Origin of the sequence: Ralstonia chuxiongensis (assembly GCF_024158925.1) — a bacterium.
GTDB lineage: Bacteria > Pseudomonadota > Gammaproteobacteria > Burkholderiales > Burkholderiaceae > Ralstonia > Ralstonia chuxiongensis.
The window spans coordinates 436613-457700 of record NZ_JAMYWC010000001.1 but is presented as its reverse complement, the minus strand read 5'-3'; the positions used below and the strand labels follow the sequence as shown (position 1 = coordinate 457700).

Sequence of the window (21088 nt, the reverse complement as noted above, 5' to 3'; positions counted from 1 at the left end):
GCGGCCCTTTTTGTTTGGAGGAGGCGAATGGTTTGGAGATGCGCTTACCGCCGCGCCACCACCACCTTGTCTGCAGATTCGGCCACCAGGCGCATGGGCACGCCGGCGTCTTGGAGTTTCTGCCAAGTGGTGCGGCGCATGAATGCGTAGGCGGGTGGCCCGTCGGTCCAGCGTTTGATCCATTCGTCTGTGGTGGCGACAACCTTGCTCGGCTCCAGGCCAGCGCCCATTTCCAGTTCGTCAAAGCCCGAGACCAGCGTCATCGGGCGACCGAGGTAGTAGATGGCGGTCTGGTCCAGCCACTCGACCGAGTAGAACGGCATCTCGGCCGGAATCGGGCCCGTCGCGCTCAGCGTCTTTTCGATGACGTCGCGGGCGGACAGTGCGTCGCGGAAGATCTCGCTGGCGTTGAGGACGCGGTCCCAGCAGACCAGGGCGGAGATGGATAGCACGATCACGGCCACGGTGCGCTTCTGCCAGCGCAGCGCCAAGAGTGCGGCCAGCGTACCGACGGCCAGCATGGCCATCACCTGACGCAACGCTGGCATGGCCAGCGCAACCTGTTCGGCGGGCATCTTCGCGCCGGCCTTGGCGCCGATCATCGGCACCGCAAACCACAAGCCGATGGCGATCAGCAGATTGACGCCCAGCGACCACGCAACGGCGCGCGTGGGCATCTTCTCCAGCGCCAGCGCCAGCGCAATCGCCAGTGCAGGGAAGGCCGGCACGATGTAGCCCGGCAGCTTCGAGTTGGATACCGAGAAGAACAGGAAAATCATTCCCGCCCACGCAATCGACCAGCGCATCAGGTCAAACTGTCGCGTGCCAACGAAGAGATCGGCCACGCGACCCATGCGCCGGCCGATGGCCGCAAACAGCAGCGGCGTCCACGGCAGCAGCCCAGCCAGGCCCACCGCGATGAAGTACCACCACTTGCCGCTGCGATGGTGCTCGTTGGTCAGGAAGCGCTCGAAATGCTCGTGGATGAAGAAGAAATGGAAGAACTCGGGGTTGCGCTCCTGCACCATGACGAACCACGGCACCGTGGCGATCAGGTACAGCGCAAGGCCAGGTAGCCAATGCATGCGGCGGATCAGTGCCCAGTCGCGCGTCATCAGCAGGTAGGCCATGCCGATCAAGCCCGGGACGACCAGCCCGATCAAGCCCTTGGTGAGCGTCGCGCCCGCCAGCGCCAGCCAGACCACCAGCATCCACGCGAGCTGCCCGCGACGCGATGCACCGCGCCGCTGGGCCAGCGCGAAGCCGCACGCGCCGACCGTCAGGAAAAAACCCACGCCCATGTCCAGCGTGATGACCTGCCCGAACAGCAGATACAGCAGCGACGAGGCGAGAATCGCCGCGCCGGTTGCCGCCGCGCGCCCACCGCGATAGACCGCCAGCGTCCAGGCTGTCATCAGGATCCCGCCCAGGCCGAACAGCACTGGCCACAGGCGCGCACCCCAGGCATTGACGCCGAATGCCTGGAACGTGGCGGCCGTCGTCCAGTACTGCAGGGGCGGCTTCTCGAAATATTTGAGATCGTTCAGGCGGGGCGTCACCCAGTCACCGGAAGCCACCATCTCGCGCGGGATCTCCGCATAGCGGCCTTCATCTGGTCGGAAGAGGGTGGAACGCTGGAACAGGTCGTCCGTCCACAGCGCGAGGAACACGGCGATGAGCGCGACGACAAGCAACGCCATCCATGGCGAGCGGCGGGAGGAGACTGGGCGGGATTCCATGCTGGGGTGAACTTCGCGGGCACGGTCGGAAAGGGTAGGATTCTAGTCGATGCCGGATTAGCGGATGGTTAGCCTGGCCAAATGTCTTTGACCTCACCTGTAAGACGCATGAGCAAGGCCAAGCTCGACACCTACCTCAACGACCGCCTCGACTGGAACCTGCTCCGCACGTTTCTCGCCATTGCGCGGGAACGCAGCATCAGCCGCGCCGCCACGCGCCTGCACCTGACGCAGCCGGCGGTGAGCCAGGCGCTCAAGCGTCTTGAAGACCAGCTCGGCCTGCAATTGATCGACCGCCAGGCCAATCCCATTGAGATCACGCGCGCGGGCGAAGAGGTTCGCCTGATTGCCGAGGAGGTCTACGGCACCATTTCGCGCCTGTCGCAGGCCAGCGGCGAGGGCGGACACGAGATTGCCGGCATGGTGCGCGTGGCCATCGTCAGCGGGCTGGATTTTCCGGAGTACGACGCGTTTCTCGGCCGTTTTCATCGGGACTACCCGCGCATCGAACTCGAATGCCAGGAAATGCGCAGCGCCGACGTGGTGCGCAGCCTGGAATTGCGCACGGCCACGCTCGGCCTATCACCCAAACGGGCGCTGCCCAGGAAGATCGAGCACCGGTTGTTCCTGCGCCAGCGCTACGCCCTGTTCTGTGGGCAATATCACCCGCTCTTCGGCAACGCCGATGTGCAGATTGCCGACCTAGCGGGCGAAAAGTTTGTCTCGTTCACCGGCGACAAGATCGGCGATCCGCTCTCGATGCTCACGTTCTTTCGCGATGAGATGGGCCTGACCGGGCCGGTGGTCGGCTCGTCGTCGAGCATGTGGGAAGTGCGGCGGCTGATCGTGGCGGGCTTTGGCATCGGTTGCCTGCCCGAGCATGTGGCGCAGGACGACGTGGAGCAGGGCCGTTTGCAGCGCCTGCCGCCCGAAGGCGGCGTGGCCGATGTCGACATGCACCTGCTGTGGATGGCCGACCGCAAGTTCAGCGCGGCGGAAGCGGCGTTTCTGGAAGCGCTGCACCGTTTTATTGATGTGCGCTATCCCGAAACCGCTTTGCGGGCGATGGGCGGTCAGTAACCCCGCTTGATATCCACCACATTTGCGAGCGCCTCGCCATTGAGCAGGCGCCGCACGTTTTGCGCGACTTGCAAGCCGATGGTATCGGCGCTGGCGACCGATGCCATGTGCGGTGTAACGATCAGGTTGGGTGCTCGCCAAAGCGGGGCGCTTGCGGGCAGCGGCTCGTGGGGGAATACATCGATGATTGCGCCTCCGAGCTGTCCATCTTCCAGTGCTTCGAGCAGATCGGGCGCGACGAGGTGTTCGCCGCGCCCGACGTGAATCAGCTTGGCGCCGGGCTTGAGCTGCGCGAACGTGCCTGCGTTGAGCAAGCCGCGTGTGGCTTCGGTCAGCGGCAACAGGCAGATCAGGATATCGGTGCCGTCAAGGAACATCGGCAAGCCTGCCTGGCCGCAGTACACGCCGATGCCGGGCAGGTCGCGCGATTGGCGCGCCCAGCCGCGTACGGTGAAGCCGAGTCGATGCAGTTCTTCGGCCACGTGCGAACCGATTTCTCCCAGGCCCATCACGCCCACGGTGCAGGTCGACGGATGTTGCTGTGCCGGCCGCAACCACGTTGCGCTGCGCTGGTTTGCCAGCACACGGTCCAGCTGCCGATGGAAATGCAGCACGCCCCAGGTGACGAATTCCGCCATGCCGCGTGCATGCTGTGGGTCGACCACGCGGCACAGTGGGACGGCAGGCAGCGTGGGGTCGACGAGGATGTTGTCGACGCCGGCCGCGATGCTGTGCACAAGGCGCACGCGCGGCATTGCGGCGATGGCGCCTTCAGGCGGATTCCAGCAAACAGCGATTTCCGCGTCCTGCGCGGCAGGTTCCCCGTACATGCGTACATCGAACTCTGGCGCCGCGCGCAAGATGGACGGCACCAGGTGCGACATGTCGTAGTCGCGACTGATGAGGGCAAGGGTCGTCATGCGCGTCAGCTCCGGTAATCGGAGCGGGAGGTGTCGATCAAGCGCAGCGCCGCAAGCCATGCACGGCGCGCAATGACGGGGGACTCTTCCCGATTGAACTGAGCAGCCGTGCGCTGACGCACTTCTTCAGGTGGAAAGCGCAACTGCGTGCCGCCGGCCAGCGCCTGCACCTGTGCCTGGCAAGCGCGTTCAAGAAAGTAGATCTCGTGGAACGCATCCGCTGCCGTGGTGCCGCCGGCCAGCAAGCCGTGGTTGCGCAGGATCATCGCCTTGTGCTGGCCGAAGTCGTGCAGGAGGCGTTCGCGCTCGCCCAGGTCCAGCGCGATGCCTTCGTAGTCGTGATACGCGAGCTTGCCGTAGAACTTGAGCGCATGTTGGCTGATCGGCAGCAGACCATGCTCTTGGGCCGAGACCGCAATGCCCGCGGCCGTATGCGTGTGCACCACGAAGTGCAAGTCGTCGCGCGCTGCGTGAATGGCTGAGTGGATCGTGAAACCGGCTGCGTTGACGGCGTAGTGCTCCGGGTCCGCATCGGCGCGTTCGTCGATGACATTGCCGTCCAGATCGATCTTGACCAGATCCGACGCGCGCATCTCGCCAAACAGCACGCCGTAGCGGTTGATGAGGAAGGCGGGGCGGCCATCCTCATCCGGAAGGCGCGCGGTGATGTGTGTGTCGATCATGTCCGTCATGCGGAAATGGTCGACGAGCCGGTACAGCGCGGCCAGATCGGTACGGACCTGCCATTCGATTTCAGAGAACGCCGCAGGGCGTGGCGTGTGCAGCGAAACGTGTTGAGCTTCCATGGGAATGCGGATGGAGGTGGACATCAATTCGTGGCGAGCGCAGCCGATTCTTCAGGCTGCCTGCCGTCGCGATACCGACCCAGGCCGATGATGCCGATGAGCGAGATCGCGGAGAGCCCCGTAAAGAACAGCGCCAGCGGCAGCCATTCGCCCTTGTAGCGTTCAGCCAGCATCGTGCCGATGAGCGGGGTGGTGCCGCCCGCGATCATGGTGCAGACCTGATAGGCGATCGAGATGCCGGAGTAGCGCACGCGCGTGGGGAAAGCAGGCGTCATGAACCCGGCGATGACGGCATACACGGCAGACAGCGTGACCACCGCCAGCGTGATGCCTGCCACCATCGCCACGGGGTTTTGCGTGCTCACCAGCAGGAACATCGGATATGGCGTGAACATCGAGATGAATGCGGCCCAGGTCAGGAAACGTGTGTCGCCGTAGCGTTGCGCCAGCAGCGCCGACACCGGCTGCGACGCCAACTGCAGGATCGTCACCATGAACAGGCAATCGAGAATCAGCGCCTTCGACATGCCCAGGTACGTCGTGACGTACGAAATCATGAACGTGTTGGTGAAGAAGAACCCTGCGGAGCCGATGGTGGTGGCCATGGCTGCCAGCACGATGGGGCGCCACGCCGTGCGCAGCACTTCGCCCACCGGGTTCTTGAGCACTTCGTTGTTCTTCTTCATACGCTCGAACTCGGGCGATTCCTTCACCCCCATGCGGATCGCTACGCCCACGAGCAGCAGCACGAAGCTCGCCAGGAACGGCAGGCGCCAGCCCCACGTGATGAAGCTCTCATGATCGAGCGACGACACCAGGCGGAACGACAGCAACGAGAGGATCAACCCAACGGGGCTACCCATCTGCGGGAACGACGCGAAGAACACACGCTTGGCTTTCGGTGCGTGCTCGCTTGCCATCAGCACCGCGCCGCCCCATTCGCCGCCCACCGCAATGCCTTGAAGCACGCGCAGCAGCACCAGCAGGATCGGCGCCCACACGCCGATGGTCGCGTAGCCGGGCAGCAATCCGATGCCGGTGGTGGCAATGCCCATCAGGAACATCGTCACGAGCAGCATCTTCTTGCGGCCGATGCGGTCACCCAGGTGGCCGAACACGGCGCCCGAGAGCGGTCGCGCGATAAAGCCCACGAAGAACGTCGCGAACGACGCCATCGTGCTCAGGAAATGGTTGCTGCTCGGAAAGAACACCTCACCCAGGACGAGCGCGGCGGCCGTGGCGTAGGTGTAGTAGTCATAGAACTCGACGGCGGTGCCGATGAAGGCGGCGGTGGCCGCACGCACGGGTTGGTGCGTCGCGGTGGATGGTTGCGGCGTTGACATGGGGCGTCCTCCTCTTTTGGGCGTGGTCCCGCTGCTGCGCCGCCGATGTTCGAACATCGGTCTGTGCCGTGGAAGCGGGATGTCGGTCGTCAGCCGACGCCGCCATTTATGCGCATCGATGTGGGCGGCGGCAAATTCGCATTTTTGATTCCCCGTATTAGCCGGGCTTATGCCCCCGGATGGGGCGTTCACGGGGCGCTCTTGCGTCATCGAGGTGCGGAAGCGCTATCGGGTCATCACTGCATGCACGCTTCGCGCCAGTGGTATTTGCTGGATTTATAGCCCGAATAAAGATTCGCAATTTGACGCGCATTTTGCGAGTGCCAGATAAAGACGGCTGAATGCGCCGAGCCGGTCGGCGTGCATGCAAAGGAATGGAGACATGTTGAAGGTCAACGGGGCGCGGCTGTGGTCGAGCCTGATGGAAATGGCAGCGGTTGGCGGCACGTCCAAGGGCGGCGTGCGGCGCTTGGCGTTGACAGAAGAGGACGCCGCTGGCCGCGCGCTGTTCACGCGCTGGTGCAAGGACGCGGGCATGACGCTCAGCACCGACCGCGTCGGCAATCTGTTCGCACACCGCGCCGGCAAGTCCGCCGAAGCCCGCACCGTGGCGAGCGGCAGCCATCTCGACACGCAGCCCGAAGGCGGGCGCTTTGATGGCGTCTACGGCGTGCTGGCCGCGCTGGAAGTCGTGCGCACGCTCAACGACGCGGGTATCGAAACCGATAAACCCATCGAGATTGTTGTGTGGACCAACGAGGAGGGCGCGCGCTTCACGCCCGCCATGTTGGGTTCTGCTGCATTTGCGGGCGTGATGCCGCTGGAACAGGCACTGGCCTCGCGCGATGCGCAGGGCGTCTCGGTGGCCGATGCGCTGGCGGCGACGGGCTACGCGGGCGAACGTGCCGTCCCCGGGGCACCGTTCGACGCGTATTTCGAGGCGCATATCGAGCAAGGCCCGATCCTGGAAGAGAACGGCGTGCCGATTGGCGTCGTCACGGGCGGGCAGGCGATCCGCTGGCTCGATGTGCGTGTGCGGGGCCAGGCGGCACATGCGGGCACCACGCCAATGCGCTTTCGGCGCGATGCGATGTTCGCAGCCGCCGAGATGGCTGCCTCGCTGGAAACGCTGGTCGAGATGTTTGCCCCGTACGGCCTCGTGACCATTGGCGAGATCGGTATCCGCAATGCCTCACGCAACACCATCGCCGCCGATCTGACCTTCACGGTGGACTTGCGCCACCACGAAGACGCTCGCATCGCCGAGATGGAAACCGCGCTGCGAGAGCGCTTTGCCGACATTGCCGAGCGCCGTGGCCTGGCTGTGCAGATCGACCAGCACTGGGTGAGCCCGGCCACGCCATTTGACGCGACCTGCGTGAAGGCGGTGGCCGATGCTGTGGAAGCACTTGACTACCCGCACCAGCGCATCGTGAGCGGCGCGGGACACGACGCCATCCACATTGCCAAGCGTTGCCCGACGGCGATGATCTTCATCCCGTGCGTCAACGGCCTGAGCCACAACGCAGCCGAAGATGCGCTACCCGAAGATGTGACGCGCGGCGCCGATGTGCTGCTGCACGCCATGTTGGCCCGGGCGCAGTGAACGAGATAGCGGGATAGCACTTTGCCCGACCCGTCAGTAGGGGCGAATCGTTGCAACTTGTTGCGGTAGCATTGCGCTTGCCGGCGATCCTGCCGGTTCAGTACGTCTTCAGGGCGGGGTGGAATTCCCCACCGGCGGTATGCGGACCTTGCGTCCGTGAGCCCGCGAGCGCCTTGCATGCGCCTGCATGCAAGGGTCAGCAGATCCGGTGAGAGGCCGGGGCCGACGGTCAGAGTCCGGATGGAAGAAGATGTGCGGAACAACACGCCCGTGCGACAGGGGCGCTTGGCTTTGCGCCCGGCTGCGCCGCTGCATGGCGCGCGCGTGTTTGTCTGCTTGCCCTGGAACGTCTTGTCGCCAATCTTGCGAGGAGCGTTTCCATGTTGTCCACTCAGCAATCCCCTGTAGTTCACCCGCCCGCATTGCCTGCCAGCAATGTGATGCTTGACGCCATCGATGCCCGCTTTGATCCGGCCGACATGCCTGCGCGCATGGCCGCCGCGCTCGACGCTGTGCGGTTGGGCGTGCCTGTTGTCGTGCTTGACGATGCCGACCGCGAGAATGAGGCCGACCTCATCGTCGCTGCCGACAAGCTCACGCAGGCCAGCATGGCCATGCTTATTCGCGAGTGCAGCGGCATCGTCTGCCTGTGCCTGACGGCCGAGAAGAGCGCATCGCTCGGCTTGCGTCCGATGGTGGAAGACAACCGCAGCCAGTACGGCACGGCGTTCACGGTGTCGATCGAGGCACGCACGGGCGTGAGCACCGGCGTCTCTGCGGCGGACCGCATCACGACCATCCGCGCAGCCATCGCGGCAGATGCCGATACGCAATCGGTCGTCAGCCCCGGGCACGTGTTTCCGCTGGTGGCAAAGGAGGGTGGGGTACTGGCACGGCGCGGCCATACCGAGGGCTCGGTCGACCTGGCACGTCTGGCGGGCTTGCCGCCGGCTGCCGTGCTATGCGAACTGATGCTGCCCGACGGCACCATGGCACGGAGGGACGAAGCGGTGCGTTTCGCTGATCAGCACAACCTGCCGGTGCTGACCATTGAAGACATCGTTCAATATCGGGAGCAGATGGAGCGCGCGGTCAGCTTCGTCTAAAGCCGAAGCCGGCCGCGCGAAAGAGGTAACGCCGATTTACCGCTTGAGCGCGGCCGCTTCCTTGGCGAGCGCCGTGATGCCTGCCCAGTCGCCGGCAGCGACCTTGTCCTTGGGCACCATCCACGAGCCGCCTACGCACACCACGTTGGGCAGCGCGAGGTAGTCGGGCGCGCTTTGCGGCGTGATGCCGCCGGTCGGGCAGAAACGCACATCGCCGAACGGTCCGTAGATCGACTTGAGCATCGGGATGCCGCCCGCCGCTTCAGCCGGGAAGAACTTGAGCGTGTTCAGGCCGAATTCCAGCGCCAGGATCAGCTCGGACGGCGTGGCGATGCCCGGCAGCCAGTCGAGTTCTGTCTTGGCCTGCGCCACGGCCAGCATGGGCGTAATGCCCGGCGACACCGCAAACACCGCGCCGGCATCCTTCGCCTGCTGGAAATGCTCTGGCCGCGTGAGCGTGCCGGCACCGACGATGGCATCGCTGCCCAGGTCATTCACCACCGCACGGATCACATCCAGCGCCACCGGCGTGCGCATCGTGATCTCGAACGTGCGGATACCGCCCTCGTACAGCGCGCGGCACACCTTGACGCCTTCATCGACAGATTGGAACTGCAGCACGGGGATGACCGGGCCGGCCTTGACGACGGAATCGATACCCACAACGTTCTCCTAGATCAACTTCAACAGAACAAGCTTAAACGACGGTCGCCAGCGCAAGCGTGAGCAGCAGCGCGACGATCGAGATGATGGTTTCCAGCACCGTCCACGTCTTGAAGGTCTGCGGCACGGTCAGGTTGAAGTACTCCTTCACCAGCCAGAAGCCGCCGTCGTTCACGTGAGAAAGGATCAGCGAACCGGCGCCGGTGGCCAGCACCATCAACTCCGGCTTGACCGCGGCGCCCGAAGCTGCGGCGATCGGGGCGACGATGCCGCAGGCGGTCGTCATGGCAACAGTGGCCGAACCCGTGGCGATACGGATCAGCACGGCCACCACCCAGCCCAGCAGCAGCGGCGACAGATGGGCATCGGTGGCGACAGCCACGATGGCCTTCGACACGCCCGAATCACGCAGAATCTGGCCGAAGCCGCCGCCTGCGCCCACCACCAGCGTGATCGTAGCGATCGGTGCCAGGCACTCGTTGGTGAACTTGAGGATGGTCTCGCGGGTGAAACCGCGTGCCTTGCCGAACGTGTAGAAGCTCACGATGGCGGCAATCAGCAGGGCCATCACCGAGTTGCCGGCCAGCTTGAGAATGTCGTTCGCCAGCGTCTTGGGCGCGGCGATCAGGTCGGCCCAGCTGCCGATCAGCATCAGCACCACCGGCAGCAGGATCGTGAACAGCGTCACGCCAAAGCCCGGCAGTTCGCGCTTCTGGTCGGCTTCAACAAATTGCGCGGCCAGCGGGTTGTTCTCGTCCGGCTTGACGTAGCGCGAGACCAGCATTGCCCACAGCGGACCGGCCAGGATGGCCGTCGGCAGGCCGACGATCAGCGCATACATGATGGTCTTGCCGATGTCGGCTTGGTAAGCCGTCACCGCCAGCAGCGCGGCCGGGTGCGGAGGGATCAGGCCGTGCACCACCGACAGGCCGGCCACCATCGGCAGGCCGACCATCAGGATCGGCGTGCCCGTGCGCTTGGCCACGTTGAAGGCAATCGGGATCAACAGCACGAAACCGACCTCAAAGAACACCGGCAAACCGATGATGAACGCCACGACCATCATGGCCCAGTGCGCGTTCTTCTCGCCAAAGGCACTGATGAGTGTTTTGGCGATGCGCTCGGCACCCCCGGATTCCGCCATCATCTTGCCGAGCATCGTCCCCAGGCCCACCACCAGCGCAATATGGCCGAGCGTGCCGCCCACACCGGTTTCGAATGCCTTGACGATATTGCCCATCGGCATGCCGACCACCACGCCCAGCGCGAGCGAGACGACGATCAGCGTGACGAACGGGTTCAGTTTCTGGACAGCAATCAGGTAGATCAGCGCGACCACCGCCAGCGCGGCGGTCAGCAATAGCGAGTTGCCTTGCATCGGGACCATCGGGTTTCCTCCTCAGGGATATTCACGGCTCTTGTTGTCGTGAGCGCTCCGTCGTGCGGGGCGCCCGTTTTGAATTGCACTTGTATTGCGCGTTACGGCTTCTTGTAGGCCACGCAATCGACTTCAACCTTGCAGTCGATCACCATGCTCGACACCACGCAGGCGCGCGCGGGCGGGTTGGCGCCGAAGTACTCCTTGAACACCTTGTTGAACGACTGGAAGTCGCGCGGATCATCCAGCCACACGCCGCATCGCACGACGTGTTCGGGGCCGTAGCCCGCTTCAGCCAGGATGGCGAGCACGTTCTTGATGGTCTGGTGCGATTGCTCGACGATGCCGTTGCCGACCACCTCGCCGTTCACCATGGGCGTCTGGCCCGAGACAAACAGCCAACCGTCTGCGCCGGCTGCGCGGGCAAAGGGCAGGTGCTGGCCACCGGTGCCGGTGCCGCCTTCAACGCCAATTCGGGTAATCGTCATCGCTACGTTCCTTCTTTCAAAACTCTCAAACAAACTTGGATTTCAGTGGACTTCCGCGGCCGCAACGGCTTGCGCACGTGGCCCGCGCTTGAGGAAGCGCCCGGCACGATGCGGTTGCACGGCGCCATCCTGATACGAGAGGCGGCCGTTGACCCACACCGCCGCAATCCCCGCAGCGGGTTGCTGCGGATCGGTAAAGGTGGCGACATCGCGCACCGTTTCGGGGTCGAACAGCACGAGATCGGCCCAGTAGCCTTCGCGCACCAGGCCACGTTCGGTCAGGCCGAAGCGCTCGGCGGACTGGCCTGTCATCTTGCGGATAGCGGCCGAAAGCGAGAGCAGCTTGCGCTCGCGGCTGTAATACCCGAGCACGCGCGGGAAGGCGCCCCACAGGCGCGGATGCGGTTTCGGGTCGTTGGGCAGGCCGTCGGAGCCGATTACCGTGGCAGGGTGGGTGATGATGCGGTCCAGATCCTGCGCCGACATGTTGTGGTACACGGCGCCGGCCGGCTGCAGGCGGCGCGCGGCGTCCGTCAGGTCGGTGCCCCACGCGGCGGCGATCTCCTTGAGCGTCTGCCCGGCCATGCCCGGCTCCGGCTCCGACCAGGTAATGAAGATGTCGAACTCGTCCGTCACCTGCTTGAGGTCCAGCGTGGACGAGCTTGCGGTGTACGGATAGCAGTCGCACCCCACCGGCTGATAGCGCTGCGCACCTTCGATGGATTCCAGCACTTCGCCCGCGCGGCCCCAGTTGGCCGCACCTGCGCACTTCAGGTGCGAGATCACGATGGGCACGCGCGCATGCTTGCCGATGCGATAAGCCTCGGCCATCGCATCCAGAATGGCGGCAAATTCGGTACGCAGATGCGTCGTGTAGATGGCGCCGGCCTCGGCCAGCGGCTCGGCCAGGCCCATCACTTCCTCGGTGGTCGACGCAAAGGCATTGGCGTAAGCCAGTCCGGTCGACAGGCCCAGCGCGCCGTGATCGAGCGCCTCGCGCAACTGTGCGCGCATGCCTTCGACTTCATCGGCGGTGGCAGGGCGGTCGAGGCGGTCCAGGTGGTTGTTGCGCAGCGCCGTGTGGCCGACCAGCGCCGCCACATTGACGGCCGGCTTGGCGAGCTCCACCGCATCGACATAGGCGGCGAAGGTCGGGTATGCAAACGCGCTGGCTGGCCCGAGTAGGTTCATCGGGTCGGGCGGTTCACCCTTGAGCGTGGCGGGCGACGCGCTAATGCCGCAGTTCCCGACGATCACCGTTGTAATGCCCTGCGACACCTTGCACAGCATGTCGGGCGTGCGGATCACGTTGGTGTCGTCGTGCGTGTGCACGTCGATGAAGCCCGGGGCGAGGACGCGGCCCTCGCCGGCGATTTCCTCATCCCCCAGCCAAGCGGTGGAGTCCGATGTGGCGATAGCGGCGATGCGGCCGTCGGTGATGGCCACGTCGAACAGCGTGGCCTCAGGTTCGTGGCCGCTACCGTCCACAATGCGGACTTGGCGGATGACGGTGTCGTACTGCTGCATGTGCTGCTCCTGCTCAATCTCCGAGCGGCTGGCGATTGCCGCCGCCGCGATGCGCATCGAGCACGTACTTGATGCGCCGTAAGAGCTCCTTGCTGCGATCGGCCTGCTGCAGTGCGACCTCGGTGGCCAGCAGGTCGATCATCATCATCATGGCGTAGCGCGATGACGACGGCTTGAAGATGAAATCGGTTTCCATGGCCTGGATCGGCAGCAAGACATCGGCCAGCGCCGCCAGCGGCGAGCCGATGGCCGTGATGGCGACGATCTTGGCGCCGTACTCGCGCGCGATGGTCACGCTGTCGATCACCTCGGGCACGTGTCCAGTGACGGAAAATACGACCACCACATCGTCCGGGCTGAGCGTGGCCGCGACCATCCTCTGCAGCATCGAATCATGATAGGTGGTGACCGGCCGTCCCAAGCGGGCGAGGCGGTAGCGCATTTCGTCGGCCATGGTGGTCGAGCCGCCACCCATGCCGAATACGGCAATCATGCGCGCCGCCACCAGCGCCACTGCCGCGGCGCGGAACGCCTCGGGTTGCACCAGCGCGCGGTTGGCCTCCAGCACATTGCTGATGTCGGCCAGGATGCCGTCGGCGCTCGACGGTGGGCGGTCTGCGCCGCCATCCAGAAAGCGCTGGCCGACTGCGGCTGCCTGCGCTAGCTTGAGCTTGAGTTCACGCACGTCGCGGCAGCCCATCGCCTTGGCAAATCGGGTGACGCTGGCCTCACTCACGCCAGCGCGTTCGGCCAGCGTCTGGATGCTGCCGGCGGCGGCCTCGGCAATGTCGCTCAAGACCGTTTGCGCGACCTTCTGCTCGGCGGGGCGCAGTTCTGCGGCGCGCTGGGAGAGTCGGGTCACGATGTCCATCGGTTCACGCATGAGGTCGGGCTTAGGGTCTCGCATTCTGGCCCCCGGTAGTCGTCCGGATAGCGGCTTTAAGAGTGCTTTGGTACTTTGTAACAGGCTGGCCGGGAGAATAATTTCGCCGCTATCATTGTGTCAACCCGATGTTTACCCCCAAAGGAACGCGAGCCGATTCCCATGAGTGATACAAAGTACCAAGGAGACGCCAACGCCGTCGTCAACCCGCTCGACAAGGGCTTGGGTGCGTTGGAAACCGCATGCGCGCCGGAACAGATTGCTGCCCAGCGCTGGAATGTGTTGAACGAAGACCTGAACCTGCCCGCGGCGGTGCTCTCGCAATCGCGTGTGGAGCACAACCTGGCCTGGATGCAGCGCTTCGTGAGCGAATACGGTGCCAAGCTCGCGCCGCATGGCAAGACGACGATGGCCCCGCGCCTGTTCCAACGCCAACTGGCCGGCGGTGCATGGGGCATTACGCTGGCAACGGCGCACCAGACGCGTGTTGCCTATGCCCACGGCGTGCGTCGCGTGCTGATGGCCAACCAGTTGGTCGGCAAGCGCAACATGGCCATCCTGGCTGAGCTGCTGGCTGATCCGACGTTCGAGTTCTTCTGTCTGGTGGATGCGGCGGACCAAGTCGATCAGCTTGCCGCCTTCTTCGGCAAGGTCGGCCGTCCGATCCAGGTGCTGATCGAGCTGGGCGTGCAGGGCGGCCGCACCGGCGTGCGCGACGACGCGCAATTGCAATCGGTGCTCGACGCGCTCACGCGTGCCAATGACGCCGTCAAGCTCGCAGGCGTCGAAGTCTATGAGGGTGTGATCAAGGAAGAAGCGGATATCCGCACCTTCCTGCAGCGCGCCGTGAAGGTGATGGAGGATCTGGCCAAGGCGGGTCGCCTGCAGCGCACGCCGGCCGTGCTGACCGGCGCCGGGTCGGCCTGGTACGACGTGGTGGCAGAAGAGTTCGCCAAGGCCAATATCGGCCAGCCGCTGGATGTCGTGCTGCGCCCGGGCTGCTACCTGACGCACGACGTGGGCATCTACCGCGCGGCGCAGGCTCGTATCGACGCCAACAACCCCATCGCGCACAAGATGCGTTCGAGCTTGCTGCCGGCGCTCCAGCTTTGGGCCTATGTGCAATCCGTGCCTGAGGCTGAGCGCGCCATCATCGCAATGGGCAAACGTGACGCTGCATTCGACGCGGGCCTGCCGCTGCCGGTGCTGCATTTCCGCCCGGGTGACAAGACGCCGTCAGCCACGCCCGCGCACTGGGAAGTCACCGGCATGATGGATCAGCATGCCTACCTGAAAATCGCCCCCGGCGACGACATCAAGGTGGGCGACATGATCGCCTTTGATATCTCGCACCCGTGCCTGACGTTCGACAAGTGGCGCCAGATTTCGGTGGTTGACGATGCGTACAACGTGGTCGACGTTGTGCAGACCTACTTCTGAGCGAGAGCGCCCATGGCAGACATCCTCGCCTATGGCGAAGCGCTGATCGAGTTCAACCAGGCGGATCCCGGCAGCACGTCGTGGAATTTCGGCTTCGGCGGTGATACGTCGAACTTCTGCATTGCCGCGGCACGGCAGGGCGCACGCACCGGCTATATCAGCGCGGTGGGCGCCGACCGCTTCGGCCAGGCGCTGCGCGCGCTGTGGCAGGACGAAGGTGTCGACCACACCTACGTGCACACCGATACGCAGGCGCCCACAGGCCTGTACTTCGTTTCGCACGATGCGCGTGGCCACCACTTCGACTACCTGCGCGCGGGCTCGGCGGCCAGCCGCTTCCAGACGATGCAACTGCCGTTGCAGGCGATTTCGTCTGCCAAGGCCTTTCACCTGTCAGGCATCAGCCTGGCGATCAGCGATACCGCGTGCGACGCGGGTTTGGCGGCGATGGCGCATGCGCGGGCGTCGGGTGTGCTCGTCTCGTTCGACACCAACCTGCGCTTGCGCCTGTGGCCGCTGGCGCGCGCCCGCGCCGTGATGCAGGAAGCGATGCGCACGTGCGATCTGTGCCTGCCGAGCTGGGACGATGTGACGGTGCTGCTCGACTGCCATGACCGTGATGGCATTGTCGATACGCTGCTCGGATGGGGCGTGAAGCTGGTGGCGCTCAAGATGGGCGCGGAAGGCTGCTATGTGGCGACACCGGAGTCCCGTACGCTGGTGCCGCGTCACACCGTCAATGCGATTGACGCGACGGGCGCGGGCGATTGCTTTGGTGGGTCGTTCGTGGCGCGGATCGTGGCGGGAGACTCGCCGGTAGAGGCGGCGCGGTATGCCAATGTGGCGGCTGCGATTTCGACTACTGGGTATAGCGCTGTGGCGCCGATTCCTCGGGCTGAGGTTGTGCGGGCGGCGTTGGCCTCGGCTCAGGCTGCTTGAATGGGCGTTGCGGGTGGGCTTCGTGTTTCATCCCCTGCCGGGGCTGACTCACTTTCTTTGTCTTGCCAAAGAAAGTAAGCAAAGAAAGGCGCGCCCGATGCGGCGAACCCCTCCTTGAATTTATGTGACCGTGCGGGGAAGGAGGCAAACTCGCTTCGCTCAGACAGGCCTCCTTCCTTTTTCCGCACGCTCACAGAAATTCAAGGCGCCGCATAGGGCAAGGTACGGCCAAACCCTCGTGTGCCTGTGTTCGTGCCAGAGTGGGTGCTTATTGGGTAAAAAAAACGCCACTGCATTGTTTGCGGTGGCGTTTCTCTTTTGCGCATCGTGTGCTTACTTTCCCGGCACCAGATGCACCCTAGACTCGGTAGCCGCCTCAACCGCCTTGCGCGAATACAGCAACGGGAAATACTCACCCTTGAGCCACAGCAGTGCTAGGTCGCGGTAGTGCGGGCTGTCAGGGTCACCGGACTGGCCGGGCAGGTTGACGGCGCGCGAGTTGTCCCAGTTGCCGACGTCCACCACCGTGCGGAACGACGGGCCGTTGGTCTGCAGGAAATCGTTCGCGCGATACGTGGATTGGTTTGGCGTGTAGGGGCTGCCGCCTTCGGGCGTGGGGCCGACGTTGAGCTTGGCGCGCGTCGCCTCGTCGACGATGGCGGCGAAGGGATGGGCGTTCAGGTTGTGGTGCAACTGGCCCCAGTTCCACGCCTGCGGGTTCGGGCCCTGGCGCCTGACCATGTCGCTCCACGCCAGTTTCAGGCTGTTGAGCAACACGGCATCGCGCTTGGCCGCGGCCTGTTGCGGGTCTTCGCCAAACTTGCGATCGCTGCCTTGCGGGTGTTCCAGCGTGTCGAGCATGACGGCGGTATCGGGCGCGGCCATTGCCTCGGCGCCGGCCTTGGAAAGCACGGCATTCTTGAACGCGCGGCCAAGATAATGCGTGAACCAGACCTCATGCAGCGCGGCCTGCGGAGAATCCTCCAGCATGGTCGCGTTCCAGCCCTTGAACAGATTGAGCGCAGCCTGCGTGTCGGCGTCGTTGGACGATAGCGGCGCCAGCAATGCCATCAGCCTGCGCGCCGGGATCGACACCATGTCGTTCTGCAAGTGCATCGAATCTTCGATCGACACCTTGTCGAGCTTGGCCAGCACTTCGTCAATGCGCGCGTGGCGCGAGCCGTTGGTCCACTCAAAGCCCAGTTTCCGCTCGCGGTACGGGTAATCCGGCGGCAGGTTCATCTCGTTGGACGAGGTGAAGTAGCCAGACTTCGGGTTGTAGGCGCTGGGCAGTTGATCGCCGCGCCAGAAGCCGGCCCATTCGTAGCGGCCGTCACCGGGTACGGGCAGCAGGCCATCCCAGTTCGGGCGGATCGGGGCGAGGCCGCCCGGCACCCAGCCGATGTTGCCCTTCGTGTCCGCATAGACCTGGTTTTCGGTGGGCGCGCCCCAGTTCATCATGGATTGCTTGAACTGCGCGAAGGTGCGTGCGCGCATGTAGCCGACCGACCCGAAATACGGCGACATGCCCGGTGACAGCCACGCGGAGCGCACGGCATACGCCCGGTGCTTCTCGGCATCGATGTAGATCACGGGGCCGTGGCGCGTGAAGGTCAGGTCGACGGGGCGGGGCTCACCGCCGCGCACCTTCACGGCTTCGTGCAGCACGGTGAAAGGCTCCCAGCCGCCGTTGTAGCGGTATTCGCTGTTGTTGACCGGGTTCAGCTCGTAGACGTAGAGGTCTTCCTGATCAATGTTGAAGATGGTCAGGCCGAACGCGATGTGCCCGTTATGCCCGATCGACACGGCCGGCAGCGATGGCTCTCCGGCGCCGATGATGTCGAGCGTGGGTGTGCTGACGTGGGCGATGTAGCGCAGGCTCGGTGCCGAATACGCGCGGTGCGGGTCGTTGGCCATCACGGCGCGGCCCGTGGTGGATTTGCCCGGTGCGATCACCCAGTTGTTGCTGCCCTCCATGGTCTCTTCAAGGTTGGCAGCGGCGGCCACGCGCGTGCTGTCGACATCTACGCCCTTGAGCGATTCAGGCGTGAGGCGCACGCCCTGCGTGGCGAGCGTGAAGACTTTCAGCAGATCCTTCGGCAGGCACGGGTCCAGGCCATCGGGCAACTGGGTTTGCCAGGCAGGCTGCAGGCCGAAGCGGATGGTGTCGTCGGCAAGATTGGCCTTGCACGCCACGTTGGCGCGCGCAACTTCCGATTGCAGATTGCGCGTCAGCCCGTGGCTGCGGATGCGAACCACGTCTTCCGGCGCCCAGTGCGCGGGCGTGTAGTTCAGCTTGCGGAACTCGAACGGCATCTGCTCCGGATGCTTGGCCAGCCAGTCGACATACGCGTTGATGCCGGCAACGAAGCGCGTGGCAATGCGCTGCGCATCGGGGCTGTAATGATTCCATTCGACCTGCATGTCACCGCGATATAGGAACAGCCGCGTCGCGCGATCCTGCTCGACATAGGCCGGCCCGAATACTTCTGAGAGTTGCCCCAGGCCCCGGCGACGCCACAAGTCGATCTGGAACAGGCGGTCTCGCGCCGCGTTGAAGCCTTGGGCGAAGAAGCCGTCGTCTTCGCTCTTGGCGTAGATGTGCGGCACGCCCCAGCGGTCGATCAGGATGTCGGCGGGTTTTGACAGGCCGGGTACGGCGATGGTCTGGGTGGCCGCCTTGGGCGCGTCTTTGGCAACGGCCTGCGCGGAAATGCCGAGCGCAACGGCAGACAACAGCATGGGAAGCGAACGGATAAGCATGGCGATGCAGTCTCCTCTCTGAGCCCGGAATGCCAGCGCAGCCCAGACGGGCAGGGAGGATTCAGGCGTTCTTATGGATACGGCAGACAACCGCGAACGCGGTTCATGGGAAGGGCAAGCTGGCCGATCGAGTGAGCCGGTGCTGGCAACTGCTAGGGGAGAGATGCCCACCGATCGGCACAGACCGATGAGTATGCGGATGCGCCGCCACTTGCGCCAATGACTTTTGTTCGGTCAACCATTCCGTCAAGGCATGGTTGCCGATGTGTCACACCAGCGTCTCAGGCCCGGTCTTGCGATGCACATTGGCGGCCAGAACGTGGCCCAGCTCGCCCGGGAAGATCGGCTTGGTGATGACGGATTGGTAACCGGCTTCCTTCGCTGCCTTCAGGCGGATCGGGTCGGCAAACGCCGTCACGGCGATGGCGGGCATGTCGGTCAAACCGCGTTCGCGCACGGCCCGGACCAGCTGCATGCCGTCCATGCCCGGCATGGCGAGGTCGCTGACCAGCGCATCGAACGGGTAGGCGTTGGCGGCTGCTTGTTCCAGCGCATCGAGCGCGGCAGCCCCACTGGATACGGTGACAACCTCTGCGCCGTAGCGCTCCAGCATCAGCGCGATCACGCCGAGCGATTCTGGGTTGTCATCCACCGCCAGCACGCGGATGCCGTCCAGCGTCGGCATGCCCGTCCCCGCCACCAAGCCCGGCGTTCGGTTGGCCTGTTCGCCCGGTTGCGCTGCATGCAGCGGTAGCGACACGGCCATGGTGGTGCCACGGTCCGCACCGCTGCTGGCCGCGGTGATGCGGCCGTGGTGCAGCTCGACGAGTTGTTTGGCAATCGCCAGCCCCAGGCCGAGTCCGCCGTGTCGGCGCGTGCTCGACAGATCCGCCTGCTGGAAGCGGTCAAAAATATGCGGCAGGAAGGCCGGCTCGATGCCGATGCCGGTATCGCGCACGGTGGCGACCACGCCTTCGGGCGACGGGTGCACCGAGAGCCGGATGTGCCCACCCTCGGGCGTGAACTTGACGGCGTTGGCCAGCAGGTTCCAGAAGACCTGCTTCAGGCGTCCGGCATCGCCTTGCAGCATTGGCACGGGCAGGAATTCGGTATCGATGGTGATGTTCTTCTGGCGCGCCATGGGCTCGATGGTCTCGCGCGCGCGTTCCAGCACGTCGGCCAGGTCCACGGGGCCTACCTCCAGGGGCACCTTGCCCGAGAGGATGGCCGACATGTCGAGCAGATCGTCGATCAGGTGGACTTGCGTACGGGCGCTGCGCTCGATGGCTTCAATGCCGCGCTTGAACATCGCTTCATCGTAGGCGCGCATGTTCAGCAGTTGCGCCCAGCCCAGCACCGCGTTGAGCGGCGTGCGCAGCTCGTGGCTGACCGTCGCCAGGAAATCGTCCTTCAGGCGGCTGGCGCGCTCGGCTTCTTCGCGGGCGCGGGATTCGGCTTCGAGCAGCTGCGTGCGGCGCGCCTCGGTCTGGCGGCGCTCGCTGATGTCGATCACGGCGTTGGTCAGACCGATGATCTCGCCCGTGTCGTCTCGCAGCGGCATGACCACCACGTCGTAGACCACGCGCTGCGTATGGCGCCGACGGAAAGCGAACTCCACGCGCGTAGGCGTGCCGGTTTCGATGACGTGCTGGCCGGCTTCAGTCAGGCGCGACGCGGCGCGGCGGCCGAACACTTCGCGTACCGTCCGCCCGAGGAGTTGCTCGGGCTGCAGGCCGAACACGGGGTTGTGGACCCACGTGAAGTGCATCGTGTTGTCGACGTCGTAGAGCGAAATGGGCGAGGCCTGCAGTGCGGCCAGCAGGCGCTGCTGCGATAGGCGTTGCTGGGTTTCGGCCCGCGCGCGCCGTTCAGCCCCGGCGCGGGCCCGGCGCAACTGCTCACACAGCGCGCAGATGAGCAGCGCACCCACCCCAAACACCGTCATCTGGATTGGCGTGAGTGGAATAGCGGCAGGCCAGCTTTGCAGCGCGGCCAGCCCGATGAAGAGCCCCGCATAACAGACGATGGCCAGCATCCCCGGCCAGAAGCCGCCATACCACGCGGCAATCGTCACCACCGGAAAGGCAAGATAGAACGGCAAATGGATGCCCATCGCCGATTCGAGCAGCACCCGGCCAATCGTGCCGACTGCGGCCGCACCGATCGCCACCAGCCACGCCGATGGACGAATGGCCGGTGCACCGTTGAACCCGCTGGTGCTGAAAGGCCCAGGATCCGGCAGCCGGGCAGCGCCGGCAGCGCGCGCGTCCGACGGGCGGGACGAAGAGGGCAGGATGGACGTCACAGTCAGGCGCAATACCGGGCGTGGAACAAGGCAGCCAAAGGTGACTCAGGATACGAATTGGCCACCGTCGATGCCATCGGGGTTTCGCTGACACGCTTGCAA

The 21088-nt window shown here is 64.7% G+C and carries 16 protein-coding genes and 1 riboswitch; of the genes, 5 read left to right on the top strand and 11 right to left on the bottom strand.

Annotated elements, in window-relative coordinates:
• Positions 1 to 44: 44 nt before the first annotated feature.
• A complete protein-coding gene (locus tag NKG59_RS01900; RefSeq protein ID WP_253534704.1) occupies positions 45 to 1739 on the bottom strand; it encodes a glycosyltransferase family 39 protein in 1695 nt (564 codons plus the stop codon).
• 108 nt (positions 1740 to 1847) lie between these two features.
• Between NKG59_RS01900 and NKG59_RS01895 the strand changes: the two genes are divergently transcribed.
• Complete coding sequence (locus tag NKG59_RS01895; RefSeq protein ID WP_253534702.1) at positions 1848 to 2819, top strand: LysR family transcriptional regulator; 972 nt, start codon at positions 1848 to 1850, stop codon at positions 2817 to 2819.
• Here NKG59_RS01895 and NKG59_RS01890 read toward each other — a convergent pair.
• Genes NKG59_RS01890 through NKG59_RS01880 form a run of 3 tightly spaced genes read right to left on the bottom strand, consistent with a single transcriptional unit; the run spans position 2813 to position 5888 of the window.
• A complete protein-coding gene (locus tag NKG59_RS01890; RefSeq protein WP_253534700.1) occupies positions 2813 to 3739 on the bottom strand; it encodes a 2-hydroxyacid dehydrogenase in 927 nt (308 codons plus the stop codon). The genes NKG59_RS01895 and NKG59_RS01890 overlap by 7 nt on opposite strands.
• A gap of 5 nt (positions 3740 to 3744) precedes the next feature.
• A complete protein-coding gene (locus tag NKG59_RS01885) occupies positions 3745 to 4545 on the bottom strand; it encodes a class II aldolase/adducin family protein (protein WP_253535667.1) in 801 nt (266 codons plus the stop codon).
• Between the two features lie 23 nt (positions 4546 to 4568).
• On the bottom strand, positions 4569 to 5888 hold the full coding sequence (locus tag NKG59_RS01880) for an MFS transporter (protein ID WP_253534699.1): 1320 nt from the start codon (positions 5886 to 5888) through the stop codon (positions 4569 to 4571).
• Between the two features lie 382 nt (positions 5889 to 6270).
• On the opposite strand from NKG59_RS01880, the gene NKG59_RS01875 reads away from it, so the two are divergent.
• Positions 6271 to 7494 (top strand): Zn-dependent hydrolase, encoded by a 1224-nt coding sequence (locus NKG59_RS01875; RefSeq protein ID WP_301288029.1) that lies wholly within the window; start codon positions 6271 to 6273, stop codon positions 7492 to 7494.
• A 100-nt stretch (positions 7495 to 7594) separates the two neighbouring features.
• Positions 7595 to 7750, top strand: a riboswitch (FMN riboswitch).
• Positions 7751 to 7874: 124 nt separating this feature from the next.
• Positions 7875 to 8600 carry a 3,4-dihydroxy-2-butanone-4-phosphate synthase gene (gene ribB / locus NKG59_RS01870; protein WP_253534697.1) on the top strand — a complete coding sequence of 242 codons (726 nt, stop codon included), beginning with the start codon at positions 7875 to 7877 and terminating at the stop codon, positions 8598 to 8600.
• A gap of 36 nt (positions 8601 to 8636) precedes the next feature.
• Here the strand turns inward: ribB and NKG59_RS01865 are convergent, their stop codons facing one another.
• The 5 genes from NKG59_RS01865 to NKG59_RS01845 all read right to left on the bottom strand — a co-directional run bounded on the left by NKG59_RS01865 (position 8637) and on the right by NKG59_RS01845 (position 13539).
• Complete coding sequence (locus tag NKG59_RS01865; RefSeq protein WP_024978599.1) at positions 8637 to 9263, bottom strand: bifunctional 4-hydroxy-2-oxoglutarate aldolase/2-dehydro-3-deoxy-phosphogluconate aldolase; 627 nt, start codon at positions 9261 to 9263, stop codon at positions 8637 to 8639.
• A 34-nt stretch (positions 9264 to 9297) separates the two neighbouring features.
• Complete coding sequence (locus NKG59_RS01860; RefSeq protein ID WP_253534696.1) at positions 9298 to 10650, bottom strand: GntT/GntP/DsdX family permease; 1353 nt, start codon at positions 10648 to 10650, stop codon at positions 9298 to 9300.
• A gap of 92 nt (positions 10651 to 10742) precedes the next feature.
• Complete coding sequence (locus tag NKG59_RS01855; RefSeq protein ID WP_009240594.1) at positions 10743 to 11129, bottom strand: RidA family protein; 387 nt, start codon at positions 11127 to 11129, stop codon at positions 10743 to 10745.
• 42 nt (positions 11130 to 11171) lie between these two features.
• The gene (locus tag NKG59_RS01850) at positions 11172 to 12656 is read right to left on the bottom strand and encodes a D-aminoacylase (RefSeq protein WP_253534695.1); all 1485 of its coding nucleotides are present in this window, start codon (positions 12654 to 12656) and stop codon (positions 11172 to 11174) included.
• 13 nt (positions 12657 to 12669) lie between these two features.
• Entirely contained in the window at positions 12670 to 13539 is an 870-nt protein-coding gene (locus NKG59_RS01845) for a MurR/RpiR family transcriptional regulator (protein ID WP_024978603.1), read from the bottom strand.
• Positions 13540 to 13701: 162 nt separating this feature from the next.
• On the opposite strand from NKG59_RS01845, the gene NKG59_RS01840 reads away from it, so the two are divergent.
• On the top strand, positions 13702 to 14979 hold the full coding sequence (locus tag NKG59_RS01840; protein WP_253534694.1) for an amino acid deaminase: 1278 nt from the start codon (positions 13702 to 13704) through the stop codon (positions 14977 to 14979).
• A 12-nt stretch (positions 14980 to 14991) separates the two neighbouring features.
• Positions 14992 to 15918 (top strand): sugar kinase, encoded by a 927-nt coding sequence (locus tag NKG59_RS01835; protein WP_253534693.1) that lies wholly within the window; start codon positions 14992 to 14994, stop codon positions 15916 to 15918.
• A gap of 333 nt (positions 15919 to 16251) precedes the next feature.
• Here the strand turns inward: NKG59_RS01835 and NKG59_RS01830 are convergent, their stop codons facing one another.
• Positions 16252 to 18681, bottom strand: a complete 2430-nt coding sequence (locus tag NKG59_RS01830; RefSeq protein ID WP_253534691.1) for a penicillin acylase family protein — start codon at positions 18679 to 18681, stop codon at positions 16252 to 16254.
• A 268-nt stretch (positions 18682 to 18949) separates the two neighbouring features.
• On the bottom strand, positions 18950 to 20986 hold the full coding sequence (locus tag NKG59_RS01825; protein WP_253534688.1) for an ATP-binding protein: 2037 nt from the start codon (positions 20984 to 20986) through the stop codon (positions 18950 to 18952).
• Between the last annotated feature and the right edge of the window lie 102 nt (positions 20987 to 21088).